Source organism: Shewanella psychropiezotolerans, assembly GCF_007197555.1.
In the GTDB taxonomy this organism is placed as follows: domain Bacteria; phylum Pseudomonadota; class Gammaproteobacteria; order Enterobacterales; family Shewanellaceae; genus Shewanella; species Shewanella psychropiezotolerans.
Window position 1 is genome coordinate 5,025,511 of record NZ_CP041614.1, and the last position, 20,761, is coordinate 5,046,271.

General features: G+C 45.0%; 19 protein-coding genes and 2 pseudogenes. 11 read left to right on the forward strand and 10 right to left on the reverse strand.

Translation table 11 applies throughout. The features are described 5' to 3' along the window. Position 1: 1 nt before the first annotated feature. The 6 genes from FM037_RS22010 to sctI all read right to left on the reverse strand — a co-directional run bounded on the left by FM037_RS22010 (position 2) and on the right by sctI (position 4,265). Positions 2–1,174: a hypothetical protein gene (locus FM037_RS22010; protein WP_185976882.1), complete on the reverse strand. Its 1,173-nt coding sequence runs from the start codon at positions 1,172–1,174 to the stop codon at positions 2–4. 142 nt (positions 1,175–1,316) lie between these two features. Further along, positions 1,317–2,387: a hypothetical protein gene (locus FM037_RS22015; RefSeq protein WP_229380982.1), complete on the reverse strand. Its 1,071-nt coding sequence runs from the start codon at positions 2,385–2,387 to the stop codon at positions 1,317–1,319. Positions 2,388–2,477: 90 nt separating this feature from the next. Then, positions 2,478–2,963, reverse strand: coding sequence for a tetratricopeptide repeat protein (locus tag FM037_RS22020; protein WP_077752802.1), 486 nt, complete (start codon positions 2,961–2,963; stop codon positions 2,478–2,480). A gap of 30 nt (positions 2,964–2,993) precedes the next feature. Continuing rightward, on the reverse strand, positions 2,994–3,485 hold the full coding sequence (locus FM037_RS22025; RefSeq protein WP_077752803.1) for a regulator: 492 nt from the start codon (positions 3,483–3,485) through the stop codon (positions 2,994–2,996). Further along, positions 3,472–4,017: a type III secretion protein gene (locus FM037_RS22030; RefSeq protein WP_077752804.1), complete on the reverse strand. Its 546-nt coding sequence runs from the start codon at positions 4,015–4,017 to the stop codon at positions 3,472–3,474. Before FM037_RS22030 ends, FM037_RS22025 begins: the two co-directional genes overlap by 14 nt. Further along, entirely contained in the window at positions 4,017–4,265 is a 249-nt protein-coding gene (sctI, locus tag FM037_RS22035; protein ID WP_077752805.1) for a type III secretion system inner rod subunit SctI, read from the reverse strand. The genes FM037_RS22030 and sctI overlap by 1 nt, the downstream gene beginning before the upstream one ends. A 604-nt stretch (positions 4,266–4,869) precedes the next feature. Between sctI and FM037_RS22040 the strand changes: the two genes are divergently transcribed. The 3 genes from FM037_RS22040 to FM037_RS22050 all read left to right on the forward strand — a co-directional run bounded on the left by FM037_RS22040 (position 4,870) and on the right by FM037_RS22050 (position 8,917). Then, entirely contained in the window at positions 4,870–6,504 is a 1,635-nt protein-coding gene (locus tag FM037_RS22040; RefSeq protein WP_144047763.1) for a peptide MFS transporter, read from the forward strand. Positions 6,505–6,812: 308 nt separating this feature from the next. Continuing rightward, complete coding sequence (locus FM037_RS22045) at positions 6,813–7,064, forward strand: hypothetical protein (RefSeq protein WP_144047764.1); 252 nt, start codon at positions 6,813–6,815, stop codon at positions 7,062–7,064. Beyond that, on the forward strand, positions 7,061–8,917 hold the full coding sequence (locus FM037_RS22050; protein WP_144047765.1) for a pre-peptidase C-terminal domain-containing protein: 1,857 nt from the start codon (positions 7,061–7,063) through the stop codon (positions 8,915–8,917). The genes FM037_RS22045 and FM037_RS22050 overlap by 4 nt, the downstream gene beginning before the upstream one ends. Positions 8,918–9,023: 106 nt before the next feature. Here the strand turns inward: FM037_RS22050 and tyrS are convergent, their stop codons facing one another. After that, the gene (tyrS, locus tag FM037_RS22055) at positions 9,024–10,220 is read right to left on the reverse strand and encodes a tyrosine--tRNA ligase (RefSeq protein WP_144047766.1); all 1,197 of its coding nucleotides are present in this window, start codon (positions 10,218–10,220) and stop codon (positions 9,024–9,026) included. A gap of 136 nt (positions 10,221–10,356) precedes the next feature. On the opposite strand from tyrS, the gene FM037_RS22060 reads away from it, so the two are divergent. The 6 genes and pseudogenes from FM037_RS22060 (at position 10,357) to FM037_RS22085 (ending at position 15,666) form a co-directional block, all read left to right on the forward strand. Then, positions 10,357–11,787: a peptidoglycan DD-metalloendopeptidase family protein gene (locus FM037_RS22060; protein ID WP_144047767.1), complete on the forward strand. Its 1,431-nt coding sequence runs from the start codon at positions 10,357–10,359 to the stop codon at positions 11,785–11,787. Between the two features lie 87 nt (positions 11,788–11,874). Continuing rightward, entirely contained in the window at positions 11,875–12,996 is a 1,122-nt protein-coding gene (locus FM037_RS22065; protein ID WP_144047768.1) for an anhydro-N-acetylmuramic acid kinase, read from the forward strand. After that, a pseudogene (locus tag FM037_RS22070) lies at positions 12,983–13,506 on the forward strand (alpha/beta hydrolase family protein); the annotation flags it as partial. The gene FM037_RS22065 and the pseudogene FM037_RS22070, both read left to right, overlap by 14 nt. A gap of 361 nt (positions 13,507–13,867) precedes the next feature. After that, positions 13,868–14,566 (forward strand): aquaporin Z, encoded by a 699-nt coding sequence (aqpZ, locus tag FM037_RS22075; protein WP_144047769.1) that lies wholly within the window; start codon positions 13,868–13,870, stop codon positions 14,564–14,566. Between the two features lie 172 nt (positions 14,567–14,738). Next, positions 14,739–15,110 carry a DUF2750 domain-containing protein gene (locus tag FM037_RS22080; protein WP_144047770.1) on the forward strand — a complete coding sequence of 124 codons (372 nt, stop codon included), beginning with the start codon at positions 14,739–14,741 and terminating at the stop codon, positions 15,108–15,110. A gap of 97 nt (positions 15,111–15,207) precedes the next feature. After that, a complete protein-coding gene (locus tag FM037_RS22085; RefSeq protein WP_407695673.1) occupies positions 15,208–15,666 on the forward strand; it encodes a hypothetical protein in 459 nt (152 codons plus the stop codon). Between the two features lie 120 nt (positions 15,667–15,786). On the opposite strand, the gene erpA is transcribed toward FM037_RS22085, so the two are convergent. Together erpA and FM037_RS22095 are read right to left on the reverse strand one after the other, a co-directional pair. After that, positions 15,787–16,158, reverse strand: a complete 372-nt coding sequence (gene erpA / locus FM037_RS22090) for an iron-sulfur cluster insertion protein ErpA (RefSeq protein WP_144047771.1) — start codon at positions 16,156–16,158, stop codon at positions 15,787–15,789. Positions 16,159–16,273: 115 nt separating this feature from the next. Beyond that, positions 16,274–17,035, reverse strand: a complete 762-nt coding sequence (locus tag FM037_RS22095; RefSeq protein WP_144047772.1) for a DUF6776 family protein — start codon at positions 17,033–17,035, stop codon at positions 16,274–16,276. Positions 17,036–17,134: 99 nt separating this feature from the next. On the opposite strand from FM037_RS22095, the pseudogene FM037_RS22100 reads away from it, so the two are divergent. Both FM037_RS22100 and FM037_RS22105 read left to right on the forward strand, forming a co-directional pair. After that, a pseudogene (locus tag FM037_RS22100) lies at positions 17,135–18,843 on the forward strand (chloride channel protein). A gap of 292 nt (positions 18,844–19,135) precedes the next feature. Continuing rightward, on the forward strand, positions 19,136–19,885 hold the full coding sequence (locus FM037_RS22105; protein WP_152829675.1) for a substrate-binding periplasmic protein: 750 nt from the start codon (positions 19,136–19,138) through the stop codon (positions 19,883–19,885). A 119-nt stretch (positions 19,886–20,004) separates the two neighbouring features. Here the strand turns inward: FM037_RS22105 and FM037_RS22110 are convergent, their stop codons facing one another. Then, complete coding sequence (locus FM037_RS22110) at positions 20,005–20,742, reverse strand: TerC family protein (protein WP_144047774.1); 738 nt, start codon at positions 20,740–20,742, stop codon at positions 20,005–20,007. Positions 20,743–20,761: the final 19 nt, after the last annotated feature.

The following is a 20,761-nucleotide window of genomic DNA, read 5'->3' on the forward strand; positions in this document are numbered from 1 at the left end:
TTTAGATGTTGCGGGCTATGGCCATCTGTTCATCACGACTGATTTGAATCCAGTACTTAAGAGTTTGCTGAATCATCTTTACCTGATCGCCAATACGATTAACTTCCTTTATGTCATCGTCAGTCAGTTCACGTGGTGGAAAATCGGTATACATATTTTTAAAGTAAGCTGCATCCAACCCGGTACCAAACCAATCAATCACAGTGTGACCATTTTGAGTGACTTCACGCCAACCTTCATTATCCGCTTCACCATCATTTTTAAATAAAAAGTCCATCGCATCTGTATAGTCAGTACCCGGAGTATTATTGATGATGTAGGCATCTAATTCACCCACTGACGCCGTTAAAAACATCTCGATGGTATCTTGTGTAACGTCTGGATACTGGTCCAAATACGCGGCCATCAATGCCATACGTAACATAGGAGATAGGCCTGCACTGTTTGGATAATTAGCATCACCAACAAAACCACCTTGCTTATCGAAATTATTCCTATATTGCTGTTCCAGGGACGCTGGTGCCCCTTGTTCAACTTTCATATAAGTTAAAATGTCATGACATAGGCTCCCATCTGGTGCACTCGCTAACATAAAATTGAAAATGTCAGCTGTCTCATTTGCAAACTGAGTTCCGTCCCAACCTTCATGATACCCATGTGAGCCAGATCCTGTGCTTTCCAAATAATGCATCATCTTAGCTTCCATACCAGGAGGTAGATCTGCGTATTCCGAGGAGTGTGAGATGTAATCCATGATTGCTAATTGAAATAAGTCCTCTAGTTCACTACCACTGACTCCATCTTTAATGAAACCATCAAACATCACCCGCATAGCGCTCTCGAACATAGGCAAGCCACCATTAGTCCAACCTTGAATAACCTCTAATTGCTTACCATAGGCTTCGATACTTCCAGCCAAAGCTAACGCTATTGCACTCTCAGCATTTTGGCTAACCATAGCCATTACCACTTGCTTTTGTTGCGCCGCAACCATAAGCAAGGTGCTAACATCTACTGGCTCGGCTTCAAACGTGGCAAGAGGTTTATCTGCCTTAGCGAGCATCAAACCCGCTTTATTTGTGGCAATTTGCTCCGCTGACTTTATGTCTGATTTGTCTAAACCAGACTGGACTTGCCACAGGGGCTGAGCTATCGAAACTCCAGACATACTCATAGCAACACTCCTTCAAATAATTATATATTTCTAGCGATGGCCATTTGTTCATCACGACAGATTTGAATCCAATATTTAAGGGTCTGCTGAAGCATCTTCACCTGATCGCCTATTCGATTTACTTCTTTTAATTCTTCATCAGTCAGTGCTCGTTGGGGAAGTTGGTATAAAGGCTAACAAGATCATTAATATTAATGCCATCTCCCTTCCAATCCACTTGACTTGTATGCCCCCCAGGATAGTTATACCCCTCCTGTAACTGCCAATTGGTTGAATCACAAAACCACGATAATGTTGTCAACGGTCCCAATGAGCCCGGGCCAAAGGTTTTATTGATGTAATTATCTATATCGGCAACGGATCCATTCAGAATAAGTTCAACCTCTTCCTGAGTCATAGTCGAATGTTGACTCAGAGATTCACTCAGAATAAAGAGGCGCAGCATAGGGCTAAAATCACTGGCACCACTATCCCACCATCCATAATCTTGATAGTAATTATTTTCAATTTGTCCACACAGTTCATTAGCACCACCAGCCGCTTCTAGACCATCCATGGCTTGATCGAGTAATGACCCTTCCGGAATATTGCCGTTCGACAAGATACCCTCATATAATTTACGAGTAACATCGGCTAACTCCTTTGGAGTATCATAATTGGCTTCATGTAAGCCATGACTGCCACTTCCCGTACTCTCCAAAATATGGCTAATATCTTCCTTATTCTTTTCATACCAATCCGTAAGACCATATTTCTCGGGATTTATCATGACCTCTAGTAAAGCGATCTGGAATACATCCTCTAGCTCTTCAGGCTGTATTCCCCCTTCTTCGAGATCTGCCAGCATCAGCCACAATGCAGACTCAAACATAGCAACACCACCATTTGTCCATCCCTGTATCACTTCAAGTTGTTTACCATAAGCTTCGATACTTCCAGCCAAAGCTAATGCTATTGCACTCTCAGAGTTTTGGCTGACCATGGCTGCTACTAACTGCTTTTGATGTGTAGCAATAGCGGCAAGCACCTGAGTTGGTTCCGTATCATTTGGAGTAAATGGAAGAATCTGAGCTAAATTGACCTCTTCTTTAGTGGCTAATTCAATAAGCTTATTACTCTCCTCAAATTTAGCCTTTCCAACCTCTAATTGATTTGAACTCCCCTTTTCCACATTATCTACACCTGCTAATGACCATGAGTGAACTGGTATCATTTGTTGAACCTCTAATTAAAGTAAATACCATTCTAATAACAGCCACAGTACTGAAACAAACTTTTAACTTGTTGAGTTGCATTCCACTTATTATAAATATGGATGTAACTGTTTTTTAAGGTAGTCATACCGGTCCAAATAAAAACCGTTTAAATTATTTTCTTTGACGATTATTAATGTGACACTTGCCTGTGTATATTCTTTCAATTTATAATGACAAAGTGAAATATTAAGAATGGTCTCATCCAAATCATTAGTTGGAAATGTTTTCAGTATATTCAATATTTCCAATGCTTTTTTAAACTGGCCTTTCTCTAAAAGAATCGCCGCCAGACTACCTGGCCCTCGATGATCATATGGATTCAAGCCAATATAGGCAGAGAATATAATTTCAGCTTCCTTAAATTGGAAGTTATTGTAGAAGCTCACACCTAATTCATAAATTGATTTTATTTGAGTTATTGTGATTTTCTTTGACTTACGCATCATCGCAATATCTTGCTCGATCACAGTACCCTTAAGCAGTTCAAAAAAATCCTCACAAGCCTCACCGGGTTTTATAGCTTTTTTTTTCATGTTTCCTCAATCCAAGTTAAGTCGAAAATGTTACCCCACGTTAAGATTTATATTGGCACCCTTGGTCACTTGCGAAATTAATCCCCCCAACCGGGCAGGAAATCGCACAACCAGCGCAGAGTCAGGCAGTGACACACCGAGTCTCATAGACCAGATAATGGCGTGACGTGGATTGTGTTCCGCCAGTAACATAAGTCCTAACTGTTCTAAACATATAGATCTAGTACGATTAGAATCCAGACCAATTCCCAGAGTGTTAGACCAAAGATATAGCCTCTGTTCAAGACTCTTCTTGCTCAATAGCCAAGACCTATCACTGGCGTAATATTTTAATGTTTGATACATAACAATATTGCCTAAAATACTCGCAGCATTAGAAATATCAGACCGTCTTGGTGTAAACCAAATTTTCACCTCTCTCTCAGTCAAAGATGTAAGAACTCGATATTCATCTTCACTGAGTCGACGTTTTACCAACAAATAATGTAGATAGGTTTGGTACAACTTTTTATATTTCTTCATTTCCGATATTCTGAAAAAAATAACTTACAGTTAATGTATCTAAGTCTGAAACCAGTCCATTCAAAAAACGCTCAATATTCAATTTATTTCTCGGTTCAATTTCATCGAAGCTCAAAATAAGTACTGACACTCGCTTAGTTTTATCCCCAGTAACAACCACACTCGTACGCAATACGTTGGGAATAACACTCAACTTATTGTATATGACTCGACTTTCAAGTAAGTTCCCCTTTACCATTTCTAACTTACTTAAACTGGCAAATTTAGACTCTAAAAGATCATTTAGATCTTCTCGTTCAAAATAAAAATTAAATTTGGTTAGTACCTGCCTCGCCTTTACTAAGTTCTCTTTACTGACAGAGACAAGATAATGCTCTTTAGTAACAGATAATGTTGCGGAAACCTGATATCGACCAAGTAAAACAATAACCTTATTGGCAAAATCAGCAGATTCGAAACTTGCCACCTCTAAATTACCTTGATCATTACATCCACAAAGCATAAAAAGCACTATCCAGAACAGTCTCTTCATTACTGCGCCTTCATAACATCATTAATTGCCGTAGCAGACTTAGAGGCTATTTTTGTGACTGTCTCTTGGTACATGCTGTAATGAAATACAGATTGCTGTAAGGCCAGAGTGTCTTGTAAAGAAATAGTGTTTCCACCTTCATTTATCTTCTGTAAATCATCCATGATTTCTTGAAACCCCTCACCTATGTTGTTGTAGGTATCTTCAAGCACTGAGGGCTGAATTGCTTGCACGTTAAGATCTGCCATTACTTAAGCTGTTCTCTAAGCTATTAAAAGTTCCGTGGCGATATTAGGACAGTCAACATCGGCAAGCAAATGGATAAACTTGAATCATTGTGAAAACTTACGAAATGAAAAGTTAAAAGTTAATTTCAATAACTTAATGTGACATTGCAATTTAATTCCGAGGGTAGACAATTGATTTCACTTAACATTATTTCAGACTTTTTGGAGATTTTGTTATTTCAGATTATCGAAATCAACCTGCATATTCGCGCGCCAGTTTTACATTAATTTCTATAATAGCGCTCACTAAAACAAGTACTTTTCCTCGTTAATTCAGGTATTGCATGTTTACTTCTGGTTGGCGCAGCGGTATCCCCTTACTTTCGATGTTCAATTCACTCAACTGCAATTTATTCAAGCCATGCTGAGCGGTTCAGGTCTAATCGATTTGAATACCTTGATTGTGGATTATACAAGCGTCAATCGGGGTGAGCAGATAATACAATGTCATCCCTACTTCACTTACTTCACTTACTTCACTTACTTCACTTCAGTTAAAAATACTAATCCCCTCTATGTACTAGTATTTATACCAAGCAAATATCAAAGCTTGTGAGGTAAGTTCATGAACCCAGCTCAAAATTCGCCAACCGAAGAACAGGGATTCAATGATGATTTCTTAGGCCACCCTAAGGGGCTATATGTCTGCTTCGCTACCGAGATGTGGGAGCGATTCTCCTTCTACGGCATGAAGTATCTACTGCTGCTTTATCTGACTAAATATCATCTATTCTCCGACGGTGCAGGACTCGAAGTGTTAGGCTCTTACGCAGGTCTGGTCTATTCACTGCCTGTCATAGGTGGCCTGTTGGCCGATAGATACTTAGGCATGCGCAAGGCGGTCATATTTGGTGGTATTCTCCTTTGCATGGGACACTTCCTAATGGCAGTAGAGGGACACCAAGCGTTGCAGTACACTGCGGGTAGCCAACTTATAGCCGATATTACCCTCAATGATGGTAGCGTCATACTCGCAGGCACAGTGCTATCCGAAACTATCCAGATACGGGATCTAGCAGCCCTCAATGTCTTTTACCTGGCTCTGGCATTGATCGTCGTCGGCGTCGGCTTCCTCAAGCCAAATATCTCAACTATCGTCGGCCAGCTCTATGATAAGGATGATCCCCGTCGAGAATCTGGCTTCACCATCTTCTACATGGGGATCAATATCGGCGCCTTCGCCGCGACTATCATCTGCGTCTATCTGGGAGAAACCTTCGGCTGGGGTTACGGCTTCGGTGCCGCTGGAGTCGGTATGTTGATAGGTCTGTTTACCTTCCTTAAGGGACAGAAATACCTAAGGGGCCTTGCAGAGCCTGATGATCCAAGCCTGCTTAGCGAAAAGGTTATATGGGTCTTCAGCCGGGAGCACCTCATCTATCTGGCCGCATTGCTCAGCTTGTCTATGTTCTGGTTGATAATCCAACATGAGCCCGTGGTCTTCGCCGCACAGCAGGTACTATTACTTATTTCAGGCGCCGGCCTAATTGGCTATGCCGTCTTAAAAGGCACCAAGGAGGAGATGCACCAGATGATTGTATTAATGGTGCTGATCGGCTCCACCATTGTATTTTGGGCCTTGTTTGAACAGGCTGCTGGCTCCATGACTTTGTTCGCCGATCGCGTGGTAGACAGAAACCTAGGGGGAATAGAGATAGCCGCCGGGCAATTTGGCTCCCTCAATGCTGGCTTTATCATGCTACTGGCACTGCCATTCGCCGCATTATGGGTCTGGCTGGATAAACACAAGTTAAACCCTAATATCCCGGTAAAGTTTGGCCTGGGGATCATTCAGGCAGGTCTGGGCTTCGGCGCCCTGGTCATAGGTGCCTCCTATCCTAACGAAGCCGGACAAATAAGTCTTTGGTGGCTGGTGCTAGCTTACCTGCTCCACACCACGGGCGAGCTCTGCCTGTCACCGGTCGGCCTGTCAGCCGTGACTAAACTGGCCATTCATCGAGTAGTAGGCCTGTCCATGGGAGTCTGGTTTCTGGCGACTGCCCTGTCTGAAACCGTCGCCATGCGCTTGGGGCAACTGGCCGCCATAGACACATCTGATCCCAACAGTATGGACATAAGTCAGGCCGCCAGCACTTACACTCAGCTGTTCGAATTCTTGATGTGGACAGGTATAGGCTTCGGGATATTTATGCTGCTCATCTCTCCTATTTTGAAGAAATACATGCATGGGGTTCGCTAATCAGCACACAAGCTCCACCGTCTCCCAAAACAGTCGCTGTGATCCCGCTTATGTGAAAGTTTTATTTCACCAATCGAGTAACATAAGAATAATAACTTAATATTCAATAAGTTATTATTACGCCATGGATATCACTCTACAATGACCCAATTCAATACTTAAGTGGGGGCTTACAAGTTTAGATCTGTGTACTAGAATTTTCTACGACCAACACAATACAGGGGACGTTTTAGTCTGGCTATCCTGACTCCGACAATAGGAGTTTTCAAAAGGTAGCCTATTAATATGAAATATAAGGAAATATATTCATGTTTAAATATATATTAGTCGTACTCGCCGCAAGTCTATGTGTCACAACTCAAGTCGACGCCAAATCACAACAAACCAAGCTAACCCCGATTACCATTGCAGATACAGTCACAAAAAACATTTCACTCAGCCCCAACATAAATTCACTCACAACAGAAAATCCCCCTAACGAGATCCGTATCAAACGAAGCGGTGCGGCCTTTATCAAGGTTCATTTCAGTTTCTTCAGCCTGCCAACGGGGCCTATGTGACAGTGAGTACCCCAGATGGGCAGGAAAGCTATCGCTACGATGGACTGGCACATAAAAGCGCTACCTTCGACAGAAATAAAGGAGAGAATGGCCTCAATCAATTCTCAGCCATGTCGGTATTTGGTGATACCGCCATCATCACCTTAGTCATGCCAGCGGACCAGATATGGGAGTCACATCACGGTATCAAAATTGACAGCTTCAATGCCGGTCATAGTGAAACTTATGAAGGTCAGAACCAATCCGGATCTCTCATCAATGTCATCACTCCTCAGTCCAGTTGTGGCGTCAATGAACGTCGTGACGTGGCCTGTTGGCAGTCTACTCACTCGGTAGAGTATGAACGCAGTCGACCAGTTGCCAGACTATTAATGGCCGGCAGTGGACTGTGTACCGGCTGGCGTGTAGGTAACGACAATCATATGTTTACCAACAACCATTGTCTCTCAACCCAAGGAAAGCTAGAAAATACCGAGATATGGTTTAACTATCAGCGCAGTAACTGTGGCGGATCGAGTAATGTCACCACCATCAAGGTCACGGGACGGGAGCTACTCCAGACCGACTATGATCTGGATTATTCCCTATTTACGGTTAATAACTTTGCCGATATTACCCAATTTGGCAACTTTGGCCTTGAACCTAGGACTCCTAGTCTCGGAGAGACTATCTACATCGCCCAACACGGTGCCGGAAACCCAAAAGAGCTGGCTATAGAAAGTGATCAAAATGCAGGCGGCCTATGCCAGATAGATTTGGCCAGCACCAATGGCCGGGCAGCGGGTTCCGATACTGGTTATTTCTGTGACACTACCGGTGGCTCGTCGGGTTCCCCCGTCATCGCCCGTAGCTCCAACAAAGTCATCGCATTACACCACTTCGGCGGCTGTGAGAATCAGGGTGTACGTATTGACAAGATATGGCCTCAGGTGTCGGCTCACTTCGGAGATGTGGTACCCGATGGTGATGCCGGACCGACTCAGAATCAGCCTCCCGTGGCACAAATTGACGCCACTTGCAGCGGTTTAAGTTGCAACCTGGATGGTCTAGGCTCCAGCGACGATAATGATGCCATCGTCGACTACTCTTGGGACATGGGCGACGGGACTCTACTGAACGGAGTATCGGTTCAGCACCATTATGCCGCTACAGGCAGCTATACCCTAACACTCACAGTCACCGACGACCAAGGCCTTAACCACACCAGGAGTCAGCAGCTAACCGTCACTGATAGTGGCACAGGTAATGAATTATATTCGGATACTCCCGTCTCAAACCTAACGGCAAAAAAAGATGAGGAACTAAGCTACTTCATCAGCACAGGTGAGAATAACCGGGAGATCCTGATTAGTATCACTGGCGGTACAGGTGATGCTGATCTCTATGTGAAGTCAGGGGCAGAGCCGGGCAGAAATGATTATGATTGCCGTCCCTATATCGGCGGCAATAATGAACAATGTCGAATTTTGATGGGAACTCCGGGCAAGGTCTATGTAAAATTGATTGCCTTCAGTGATTTTTCCGATGTGGAACTGCTAGCCACTATTAAGGCGAATATTCCCGATGATTTCCCCCGTACAAACCTCAGTGCTGACAAGGAAAACTGGCTGCGTTTTAGTTACACTGTCCCTCAAGGTGTGACCCAGCTAGTGATCAACTCTACAGGCGGTACCGGTGATGCTGATCTCTATGTCAAGAAAGGGGCGGCACCATCACAGACCGACTATGACTGTCGTCCATATCAATCGGCCAATGACGAATCCTGCTCACTCACCGTCAGCCAAGGTGAGCAGCTACATATCGGCTTACGAGCCTACCAGAGCTTTTCCGGAGTCAGCTTAGATATTAACTAAATCTGGAATAGTCAGTAGCCAAGATCGAAAAAAGGTTTCCGACTAAGCCGGAAACCTTTTTAATTATATGGCGTTAACTAAAGATAAGCCGTCAGTTATTAAGACACTAAACTAAGGTTACCTTGGCGAACTTACGTTTACCCACCTGGAAGACACCGCTCGTACCGGCAGTTAACTGCAGGCGTGTGTCTTCAATCTTTACGCCGTCTATCTTGGCCGCGCCCTGCTTGATCATACGTATGGCGTCCGAGGTTGACTTGACGAAGCCTAACTCCTTGAGCAAGTTGGCGATGGCGATACCTTCACCCACACTCAGCTCAATCTCTTCGATATCATCCGGGATAGCCCCCTTCTGAAAACGATTGATGAACTCCTGATGAGCAGCTTCGGCAGCGGCTTCATCATGGAAACGTGCGATGATCTCTTTCGCTAAGGCTATCTTGATATCACGAGGATTTGCCCCAGCTTCGATATCGGCCTTGAACTGTTCAATCTCGCCAAGAGGACGGAACGACAACAGCTCGAAGTAACGCCACATAAGCACATCAGAAATAGACATGATCTTACCAAACATCTCACCAGCAGGCTCGCTCACACCGATATAGTTATGAGCAGACTTGGACATCTTCTTTACGCCATCTAGGCCTTCAAGAAGTGGCATCATGATAACGGTCTGAGGCTTTTGCCCCTCAGATTTCTGTAATTCGCGTCCCATCAACAAGTTAAACTTCTGATCGGTACCGCCCAGTTCGACGTCGGCTTCCAAGGCTACCGAGTCATAACCCTGTAGCAGAGGATACATAAACTCATGAATGGCTATCGACTGACCCGAAGCATAACGCTTCTTAAAGTCATCACGCTCCATCATACGAGCAACCGTTTGCTTAGAAGCGAGACGGATCATACCTGCCGCGCCCAATGGCTCTAACCAGGTCGAGTTAAACTCGATGCGCGTCTTAGCTGGGTCTAAAATCTTATAGACTTGCTGCTTATAGGTTTCTGCGTTAGCGAGTACTTGCTCGCGAGTCAGTGGAGGACGAGTGCTGTTCTTACCACTGGGATCGCCTACCATGCCGGTGAAATCACCGATCAAGAAGATCACTTCGTGACCTAACTCCTGAAAAGTACGCATCTTATTTAAGATCACTGTGTGACCAAGATGAATATCCGGCGCGGTTGGATCGGCTCCAAGCTTAATACGTAAGGGACGTCCCTCTTTTAATTTTTCCAGCAGATCCGCCTCGAGTAATATCTCATCGGTACCGCGTTTAATCTCTGCAAATGCTTGGTCTAAATCAGCCATCTCGCCAACTACTCCTGGGAGCTCATTCAAAAATAAAGAGCCATGTTACTTGTTAGCCAGCACAATTGAAAGTGTGTACACTAAGGGGATCACTATAAGCAAAAAAATTGCGACTGAGCTCAACAGGAAATGTTCGATGGGAAAGGTTATAACACTGTTAAAATTACTGCCAAAAGTGCATCAAATACTCTTGTGTCTCTTAGTGTTAGTGACCTTAATCATAGTTATTTTACCTTCTGGTGATACCGATGAATCTAAGGATGCCAACTCGCGGCTTTCCGGCACGATTGAGCTGGGCAATGGCGATGCTAATGTCAGCTCAAATGTCAGTGCAGATAAGTTAGTCCAACTTAAGACACCTTTGTCTTTTCGCACACCAACGCCACCATCAAACCTTCAGCAACATCTTGCAGACTCAAATACCACCGGCTCGCCTCAACCTGAGAGCTCCATCGACGAATTAAACAGTCAACAGGCCCAAAAGAAACACGTTAAGAATTTCAGAGTAGAGAGTGGTGATACCTTAGCGGCCCTATTTAATCGCGCCGGATTAAGCTCGCGGGATGTCTATGAGATAACCCAACTGCCAAAAGCTAAGAAAAACTTACTGAGGATCATGCCGGGTGAAGAGATCATCATAGTGAAAGATGATGCCGGTGAACTTTTACAGCTGAGTTACCATATCAACCCCATATCAACTCTCATCATAGATAGAGATGACAAGGGCTATTTTGAACATATATCGAAGAAGAAAGTTGAGAGTCGCAATAAATTTTCCAGCGCGACCATTAACAATAACTTCTGGAATGCCGGCGTGAACGCAGGGCTAACCCCAAACCAGATCATGCAGCTAGCGACAATTTTCGGTTGGGATATCGATTTTGCCCTGGACATCAGACGGGGAGATAACTTTGCCATCATCTTCGAAGAGGAATATGCCGATGGTGAATTTCTCAGGAATGGTAATATCTTGGCCGCAGAATTTAGTAATCAGGGCGATCGCTACACCGCAGTTCGCTACACGGATGGCAACTATTACTCGGAAGATGGGCGTAGTATGCGCAAGGCCTTCCTGCGCTCCCCTGTCGATTTCAAATATGTGAGTTCAAGCTTCAACCCTAGGCGCTTACATCCGGTCACAGGTCAAGTCAGAGCCCATAGAGGAGTTGATTATGTGGCCGCGGTAGGAACCCCCATTAAAGCCGCGGGTAAGGGACGAGTCATTAAGTCAGCCTACAACCAATACAATGGTAACTACGTCTTTATCAAACATAACGACACCTATACCACTAAATATTTGCACCTTAAGAAGCGTAAGGTAAGACAAGGAGAGACGGTTAAACAGGGACAGATCATCGGCACCCTTGGTTCTACGGGACGTGTCACAGGTGCGCATTTGCACTATGAATTTATCGTCAATGGCTCACACAGAAACCCTAGAACGGTCAAGCTTCCGAAATCATTGCCCATCGCCAAGTCAGAAAAGTCTAAATTTTTGGCTCTAAGTAAGCAGATCATGGCTAAACTTCAACAGGACAAGCAGATCCAGCTAGCCTCAACACAATAAGCTTAACGCGTTTACAAAGCCCCCTTAGCCTAGCCCCGGAAATGACTGATACTTCCGGTTTCTTGTTCAAAAAATGGAAATATAACAATGAGCAGAGACTTCTATATTGGCTTGATGTCGGGTACCAGCATGGATGGTGTCGATGCAGTCTTGGTCGACTTTAGCAAGCAACAGCCAAGACTTGTAGCAAAGCATAGTGAAGCCATTCCAAAACATACCTTAAATGGTTTACAGCGCCTCTGCCTCCCCGGCAATGACGAAATAAATCTGCTAGGACAACTCGATCGTAGCGTTGGACAGTTATTCGGTGTGGCCGTCAACGCCCTACTCGCCAAGGCTGGTATTGCAAAAGAACGAGTGATCGCCATTGGCAGTCATGGCCAAACCGTCAGACATATGCCCAATCTCGATATGGGATTCACCCTGCAAATCGGCGATCCCAACACCATAGCGATATCTACCGGTATCGATGTTATCGCCGATTTCAGGCGTAAAGACATCGCCTTAGGTGGGCAAGGGGCTCCCTTAGTGCCAGCCTTTCATCAAGAGATATTTGCTACTACAGACACGCCGAGGATCATTCTCAACATAGGCGGCATCTCCAACATCACTTTCCTTCCCTCAAACAAATCTTCTACTGACCGTCAGGTCATAGGCTTCGATACCGGACCGGGAAATACCTTGATAGATGCCTGGTGCCAACAGGCGTTACAACAAGCCTACGACAAGGACGGTGCCTGGGCTGCCAGTGGAACCACTGATGAGAAGCTGCTCAAGCATCTGCTGTCTCACTCATACTTCTCTCAGGGCTTCCCCAAAAGCACTGGACGCGAGCTGTTCAACCAAGCCTGGCTTGAGCAGCAGACTGCGGCGTTTGGTTACCTTAATGAAGCAGATATCCAGTCGACTCTGCTCGATGTAACCTGCCATAGCATAGCCAATGACACCTTGGCATTATCTGACAGTGGAGAGCTATTTGTCTGCGGTGGCGGCGCGTTTAACGGTGAGATGATGCGGCGTCTGACTAAGCTATTGCCTAAGTATAAATTGAGCACCACATCTGAGCTGGGTATAGATCCACAGTGGGTCGAGGGTATTGCCTTCGCCTGGCTAGCCATGCGTCATCATCTTAGATTGCCGGGTAACTTACCCGCGGTAACCGGCGCGAGTCGAGAAGCCGTGTTAGGCTCTCTATTTCCGGCAGCGTAAAACTAATCCCGCGGCCGCGGCCATAGACACTTTAGTCGATATGGGTATCGCCGATAGAGAGCGAATAGCAATAGGCGGTCATTCCTATGGTGCATTTATGGTGGCGAATCTGCTAGCCCATTCAGATCTTTTCGCCGCTGGTATAGCTAGGAGCGGCGCCTATAACCGCAGTTTAACACCGTTTGGCTTCCAATATGAAAAAAGAAACTTCTGGGAAGCACTAAGCCTGTATCAGCAGATATCTCCGTTTACCCATGCCGATAAAATTGATGAGCCTCTACTTATCATGCATGGAGAGATGGACTCCAACTCAGGTACTTACCCAATGCAATCCGCCAGGCTATTTAAAGCGATTAGGGGCTTAGGGGACTAGTGACCTTCCCCTATGAGAGCCACAGTTATAAGGCAAAAGAGTCTATCTTACACATGCTGTGGGAGCAGGAGCAATGGCTGGATAAACATGTGAGCCATAAGCCCAGTGCACCGGACATAGCGGTTAGCTTTCATTGATCTATGCCCCCCAGAGAAACCTTAAGCGGACAGCGTGAAAAAGCGTTGTCTGCTTAGTTGAACAGTTTTTAACTCCCCAAAGTACTGGGTATCAATATGATCCCATACCGGAAGCCCAGAGTAAAACATTAAGGAAACTGTGATTTTAATTCATTTAAGCTTTAATGTGAGACGTTTGATGCTACATAAGTTGTAAACACAAAAAATTTCACTGTCTCATTGATTTATCAAGGCGTAGAGTAGAGTCGAACTCATTTTGCTCTACTCTTGTTAGCCGATCTTTTGGCTAAAGGTGCGTATAACTTGGCTAAAAGGCTTTAGCTAACAAAGAATATGAGCGGTAAAACACAAGGAACTGTTAATGAACATGTCTCAAAAAATGGCGGCCGAATTTATCGGTACTCTTTGGCTGGTACTCGGTGGTTGTGGTAGCGCAGTTATAGCTGCTGGCTTCCCCGATGTTGGCATAGGGCTATTAGGTGTCTCTTTCGCCTTCGGTCTCACTGTGCTAACCATGGCATTCGCCATAGGTCATATATCCGGTTGCCATCTGAATCCTGCGGTTTCGTTCGGTCTATGGGCTGGCGGACGCTTCCCGGCAAAAGATTTAGCCCCCTACATTATCGCTCAAGTTGCAGGTGGTATCGCTGGTGCGGGGATTTTATTCCTAATCGCATCCGGAAATGCCGACTTTAGCTTAGCCGATGGCTTCGCATCGAATGGCTACGGTGAGCACTCACCGGGTGGTTACACCATGACTTCAGCCTTAGTAACAGAAGTGGTCATGACCCTCTTCTTCCTATTGATCATCTTAGGAGCAACCGATGCCAGAGCCCCACAAGGCTTCGCCCCAATAGCCATAGGACTTGGGTTAACCCTCATCCACTTGATCAGTATTCCTGTCACAAACACCTCAGTGAACCCGGCCCGTAGTACAGGACCCGCGCTATTTGTTGGTGATTGGGCGATATCTCAACTTTGGTTGTTCTGGGTTGCCCCTATCGCAGGCGCGATCATAGCTGGCTTTATCTATAAGTTTTTCAACGCAAAAGAAAGCTAACTACAATTTATCGGTGCGCCGTACTCGACTCGTTCAAGTCGGTGCACTTTTTCATTTGCCATTCTTTTCTCCCACAGATAAAAATCTACTCTATATCCTCCCTTCGAAATGATATGATCGCCCGATAAACGCGTGCTACCACGTTGCGTAAACCCAAAAAATGAGAGATACCATGAGTAAAAGTGCCAAAGATGCAAGCCAGATGACTCCAGAAGCTCGCTACGACTACTTTGTTGAGCAAGTAAAATCTGAAAAGACACTATGGACTCTTCAAGATGATGACGGCTGCGTAATGCTAACTACAGAAGAGGAAGATTGTATTCCTCTGTGGCCTAGCGAAGAGGCGGCTAAATCTTGGGCTGTCGATGATTGGGAAAGCTGTATTCCACTCGCAATCCCGGTATCTGAATGGTTGGAACGTTGGGTTCCGGGCATGCAGGATGATGATCTGTTGGTTGCTGTATACCCGGTGCAAGAAGACCTAGGTGTCGTTATTCCTCCCTATGAGTTAGAGCAGCGTCTAACGCCAAAGCAGCGTCACTAATTTAGACCTTGCTAACAGGAGATTCAGCTTGAAAAATAAGACCTCAGATCCTTCAATCGATAATTGCGACGACTTAAATGAAGCCACAAATCGTGAAATTGAGAACAATGAAGCTCTCCAAACCCAGGCTAATTCAGCTGCTAAACCTGTAGTGAAACAGCCTCTACCGAAAAGGCTTGCCGCCCTATGCGCTTTCTTTGCGATCGCCTCAATTAGCGGTCTCATAGCAAAACAAGGCGAACTGTTTTGCATACTAACCATAATCATGGTGATTGCCATACTTGGGCGCCAGCGAACGGCTATGTACTTCCTGCAAGGTTATACGGTACTCCAACTTGCTCTCGTCAGTATGTTGCCTGTCTACCTGTATGATCCAGAAAATTTACTTGTCGGAAATCCTTCGACTTTTAAGCTAGGTGAACTACAAGCAAAAGTACCCGACTTCGTCATCTTCGGCATCATCATTGTGCTTGCTATCGTTCAAGTCTGGGTAGCTTTTACCCCTAAGGTAAAAGCCTATTTCAATACCAAGATAAGCATGAACATCATGAGTTAAGGTTCTAGGTTCTAGGTTCTAGGTTCTAGGTTCTAGGTTCTAGGTTCTAAAGAAAACAAAAAGCCAGTTGCAATGCAACTGGCTTTTTTAAAATCATTTTCTCTCTATATAGCTAAGTGCTTATACTGAGAAGCTAGCTCCACAACCACAGGTTGTCGTCGCATTAGGGTTCTTCACGAAGAAGCGTGAACCTTCAAGGCCTGAGGTGTAATCGACTTCACCACCAACCAGATACTGTAAGCTCATAGGATCGACGACTAACTGGACTCCCTGCTTCTCGACGGTGAAATCACCTTCGTTAACCTTCTCATCGAAGGTGAAGCCGTACTGAAAACCAGAACATCCACCACCCGTAACGTAGACACGTAGCTTCAATGCATCATTTTCTTCTTCATCCAGAAGCGTTTTTACCTTTGAGGCAGCCGCATCGGTAAATCGGATAGGCAAAGCATCATCAGCTTCAGTCGCTTGCTCGGCAGTTTGTTCAGTCATGAGTACCTCTAGATCTAATTACTGTGCGGGATTATCTAATACCTGACCAATTTGTTCAAGTAATACCCCGCCGTATTTTTTTACTGTGATTTGATAATAACACTGGCTCAGTCGTTCATTGAACTGGTTTCACGATTTTATCTGTCACAGCATGATTATTCTCAGGCATCAGGTCAAGGGCAGAAAACTCCATTTCAGCTTGGGATCCTTTAGTCCAACGACTCGACGGGACTATGACCTTAGCTATGATTCTGGACAATTTAAAACCCTCTGGTAAAGTGACCTCAGTCTCCAACACCTGAAAATATCGAAACCTAAAACTCAAACTCTTGTCACCAGTGAGTGTAGCCAGGCTAAGTTTGGCAACTTTTCCATCCTGAACCCCCACAAATGAAAATTCGGCTCTCCCCTTCAGAGACTGCTTACGCTTCTGCAGCTGAGTTAGGATGAGCTTGAGTCGATATTGGTTCGGCAGCAGATTAGGGGGAAACTCTAATCCGTGAATGGCTACGCCATCGGCAATACTCTCTGGTGCCATGATACTGCGATAGAATGCCAGCTCCCTAAGCAAGTCTTTCTCTTTACCATGTTGCTCTGCAAACAAGTCCTGCATCTTAGCGTTAGTTTCTCTAGATAAAGCCAGTTCCAGATTCCTAGCCGCTAAGCTTTGAGCCTGAATATTCAGCTGCTTAGTCAATTTACCTAACTGTTCTGTGTTATTCTCTAGCACGGGTCGGTTATGGTCAGACCATAAATTATAACTGAGCGCCCCCAAGACAAAGGCAAGCAATACCAGTAGCAATAAATAAACACTCGATGGTCGAACTTTTCGCTCTAACACTTGAATACGATCGAGCCAACGCTGATAATTTGCCATTCAATAACAACCTCTTTATATAACTAGTGTATAAAATAATCTCACCTCCAAAATGATGGTAGGCAATGGAAACTCAGGAAGGATCCGGTGCAAAACAGAATTAAAAACAGAATTAAAAACAGCTACACGCGATGCCAGATATACCTGAGAACAAATCTGCAAGACAAACTATCTCAGGCTAAGCTCAGTCTGCAACTGTGTATGTTATCCCTGTTATTTGCCTTAATCGCCTCTGGCGTGATCATTCTGTTTCGACTACTTCTACTCTGGTTGAATAACTATACCCAAACCAGCGAACTCGATTTTACTGAGATAGTGGACGACTGGCGAGTGCTTTTGCCCATATTGGGCGCACTTTTAATCTGGCTAGTGGCTCGAATGGGGTCAAAACGCTATAGACGCATGGGTATCGCCTATGTTCTTCACAGAGTGAAGCTTCACTATGGTAAGGTCCCTCTGCAATCGGCCCCAGGTCAATTTTTTCAGGCGCTATTCGCTCTTGCCACTAACTTCTCCGTCGGCCGGGAAGGTCCAGCCATACATCTGGGGGCTGTCAGTGCCAGTTTCCTGGCCAGAAAGTTTAACCTACCCGACAACAGTGTCCGTATCATGTGTTCAGGGGGATTGCCGCAGGTATAGCCGCAACCTTCAACGCGCCTCTGGCCGGTGTATTTTTCGTATTCGAGGTCATATTACGGGAATATAAGCTACATTACTTCTTTCCAATCATAATATCGGCCATCTGCGGCGCGGTATCGAGCCAGCTGGTTTTCGGTAATATTCATGAATATGAACAAATTGGAGTCGTTCGCATTCCACTGTCCCAATACCCTATCCTAGCCATCTCGGGAGTGATCATAGGTTGTGTTGCTGCCCTGTTTAACTACTCACTGTTAAAAGTCACCGCCAAGGGACAAAACTGGCCCTTGATTTATCGTCTGCTCTTGGCGGGTATCGTCACCACTCTAGTCGGTGTATTCTTACCGGAAGCCTTAGGCAGTGGCGATCTAGCCATCGAGAGGGCTATCAGTGAACACCCAGGATTGCTCTTTCTCATTGCACTACTTATAGGTAAAATCATTGCCACCATCGCCGCTCTCGGCCTAGGTATTCCTGGTGGCATAATAGGCCCGCTATTTGGTATAGGTGCTCTGCTCGGTTCTATCCTGGCTATCATAAGTGCCGCGGCTTTCCCTTCTATAGCCCCCTATATCGGCCTCTATACCATAATAGGCATGACGGCCATGATGGGAGTCTGCCTCGGCGCTCCTTTGGCGGCACTGATTGCACTGCTCGAATTAACCAACAACGCCTCGATGATCTTGCCAGCCATGTTTGTCAGTATCCCGGCATTCCTGGTCGCTCATCAAGGATTTAACTCTAAATCCTTGCTTTATAAACAACTTGAGATCATGGGCCTTGATTACAAGGTATCACCAGTCAAGCAAGGACTGATGAAAACCGGCGTTCGAGCCTTGATGGATAGACGCTTAGTTATCGTCAAGGATAACGAGGAGTTATTGCTAGAAGTATTAAAACGAGCAGAGGGGCGCTCTGTGCTTGTGAGAGATAACTTGGGTGATATTCAGATGTTACAACTTGAACTGCAAGCGACTGATGACGTCAGCACATTGACCCGTCACCCTATACAGGGACTCCCGGATACAGCGACTCTCAACGAAGCCTACCAAATTCTATCTGGTGAACGCCGCGGTGAGGTCTACATCTATCAAGATAACAAAGACAATGTCATCGGCGTAATAAGCTGGGCCGCGCTTCAAAAAGAGATAAGTTCAGGGCAAGTATAATGAGCATCTAGCCACGACTACTCACGTAAGCTAACAAGATAAGCATCAGAAAAAGACTTCAAGCAGAAAATAATTCATTCGTCATCTTTTACAATCTGACTTAACTTTAAAGCTTCAACTAGGGATTATTGTTGTAATGAATTAATCATTGAACAGTTTAACTCAATTACTTCCCAAAAAATGACTCATAATAAGAGTAAATAAACCTGAGATAGCATGACTTGAAACAAGCAGATAGAAATCCCCCCAAGGCTTTACTCACGGCTGCATTAGGTGGATATCCCTCTGCAGTTTGCTTTTCTTTGCCAGCTTCACACTCACTCCAGCCCATGGAGAGCCAGTCCCTCCCTCTTCGCCAATCATAGAAATACGTACAATCGACATTTTACCCTATGGCATTAAAACCCAAATCAATACAGCTTCATCTGCATATCTCTCCAGCGGGATCTATTACGATATTGCCAACCTGCTGGCTGAAGAATCAGGCTATCTGCCTCACAATGAAATTTATCCCTATGCCAGAATAATGCTTGAGCTTAAATCCGGACAAACAGATATGACCATCATGTTCAAATACAAAGAACTTGATGAGTTTGTTACTTACATAGCACCACTACCCAGTTTAAAAAATGTCGTGATTGGCCTCAAAGGCACAAATTTTACTTCATTCGATAGTCTGAAAGGCAAAAAGATCGCCTATTTAAGAGGGGCTAAATTTAGTGACGACATAGACAAGGACCCGGATATTATTCGTTTTAAGACATCTGATTTTGTTCAGGCCGTAAAAATGTTGATAGCAGGACATGTGGAAGCAGTAATAGGCCCGATGGATCCTATTCTTAGTGCAGCCCTGCAGCTTAATCGAGATGAAAATCTTTTCGGCGAGCCTTTCCTAGTATCGGAAAGAACGCCTTGGGTACAGATCTCAAATAAGAGTTTAGAAAAAATATCAGCCCTCAAGTTAAAGTCTCATTTTAAACAGATAATGAACAGAGGCGAACTAACCAAATTACGCCAGAAATATTTAGGCAATGCTCAGTAGAATCTGTGTACCCTTCGACAAGTACTCGGCTCACATGGTTTTATTATATTTCCCTCTCAAATTTACCACCTAAACCTGGCTTACAAACAAAAAAACAATCATCTGTTAACTATCACTTTTTACATGCTCTTCAGTTTTAACAGGGACTTCTCCTGTCGTTTCGATTTGACTCTTAAGTTGAGTAGCTCGACGATAACGGAGAAACCCATGGCGAAATAGATATATCCCTTGGGAATATGCAAACCGAGCCCTTCGGCCAGCAAGGTGAAACCAATCAAGGTTAGAAAAGTTAACGCCAACATCTTGACCGTAGGATGTCGCTCCACAAAATCCCCAACGCCTTTGGCCGCAAACATCATCACACCTACGGCAAGTACGATCGCCAATATCATCACTTCCACATCATCGGCCATGCCGACGGCGGTGATCACCGAGTCCAGTGAAAACACCAGATCAAGAATAGCAATCTGAATCAAGACAAACAGGAAACTACTGACCTTAGGTTCTGGGTCTGCTTCGGCTTGCCCCTCAAAACAGGCATGGATCTCCGAGGTGCTCTTATAGATCAGAAACAATCCCCCAAAGAGTAAGATCATGTCCCTGCCCGAGACCGAATACCCCATCACGGTAAAAAAAGGCTGGGTTAACTTCATCACCCAAGCGATGCTAAGCAGCAATAATATGCGGGTGAGCATCGCCAGCCCTAGGCCCAGCACCCGCCCTTGCTCTCTCTGATGCTCGGGCAGACGAGCGACCAAGATGGAGATAAAAATAACATTATCGATACCGAGGACGATCTCCATGGAAGTCAGCGTCAACAGAGCCAGCCAAACATTGGGATCTAACAAGAGTTCCATATAAGACACCTAAGTAAAC

Coding starts and splice junctions, on each gene's coding strand:
- FM037_RS22010 (WP_185976882.1), bottom strand. CDS start 1,174: ATGAGTATGTCTGGAGTTTCGATAGCTCAGCCCCTGTGGCAAGTCCAG.
- FM037_RS22015 (WP_229380982.1), bottom strand. CDS start 2,387: ATGATACCAGTTCACTCATGGTCATTAGCAGGTGTAGATAATGTGGAA.
- FM037_RS22020 (WP_077752802.1), bottom strand. CDS start 2,963: ATGAAAAAAAAAGCTATAAAACCCGGTGAGGCTTGTGAGGATTTTTTT.
- FM037_RS22025 (WP_077752803.1), bottom strand. CDS start 3,485: ATGAAGAAATATAAAAAGTTGTACCAAACCTATCTACATTATTTGTTG.
- FM037_RS22030 (WP_077752804.1), bottom strand. CDS start 4,017: ATGAAGAGACTGTTCTGGATAGTGCTTTTTATGCTTTGTGGATGTAAT.
- sctI (WP_077752805.1), bottom strand. CDS start 4,265: ATGGCAGATCTTAACGTGCAAGCAATTCAGCCCTCAGTGCTTGAAGAT.
- FM037_RS22040 (WP_144047763.1), top strand. CDS start 4,870: ATGAACCCAGCTCAAAATTCGCCAACCGAAGAACAGGGATTCAATGAT.
- FM037_RS22045 (WP_144047764.1), top strand. CDS start 6,813: ATGTTTAAATATATATTAGTCGTACTCGCCGCAAGTCTATGTGTCACA.
- tyrS (WP_144047766.1), bottom strand. CDS start 10,220: ATGGCTGATTTAGACCAAGCATTTGCAGAGATTAAACGCGGTACCGAT.
- FM037_RS22060 (WP_144047767.1), top strand. CDS start 10,357: ATGGGAAAGGTTATAACACTGTTAAAATTACTGCCAAAAGTGCATCAA.
- FM037_RS22065 (WP_144047768.1), top strand. CDS start 11,875: ATGAGCAGAGACTTCTATATTGGCTTGATGTCGGGTACCAGCATGGAT.
- aqpZ (WP_144047769.1), top strand. CDS start 13,868: ATGAACATGTCTCAAAAAATGGCGGCCGAATTTATCGGTACTCTTTGG.
- FM037_RS22080 (WP_144047770.1), top strand. CDS start 14,739: ATGAGTAAAAGTGCCAAAGATGCAAGCCAGATGACTCCAGAAGCTCGC.
- erpA (WP_144047771.1), bottom strand. CDS start 16,158: ATGACTGAACAAACTGCCGAGCAAGCGACTGAAGCTGATGATGCTTTG.
- FM037_RS22095 (WP_144047772.1), bottom strand. CDS start 17,035: ATGGCAAATTATCAGCGTTGGCTCGATCGTATTCAAGTGTTAGAGCGA.
- FM037_RS22110 (WP_144047774.1), bottom strand. CDS start 20,742: ATGGAACTCTTGTTAGATCCCAATGTTTGGCTGGCTCTGTTGACGCTG.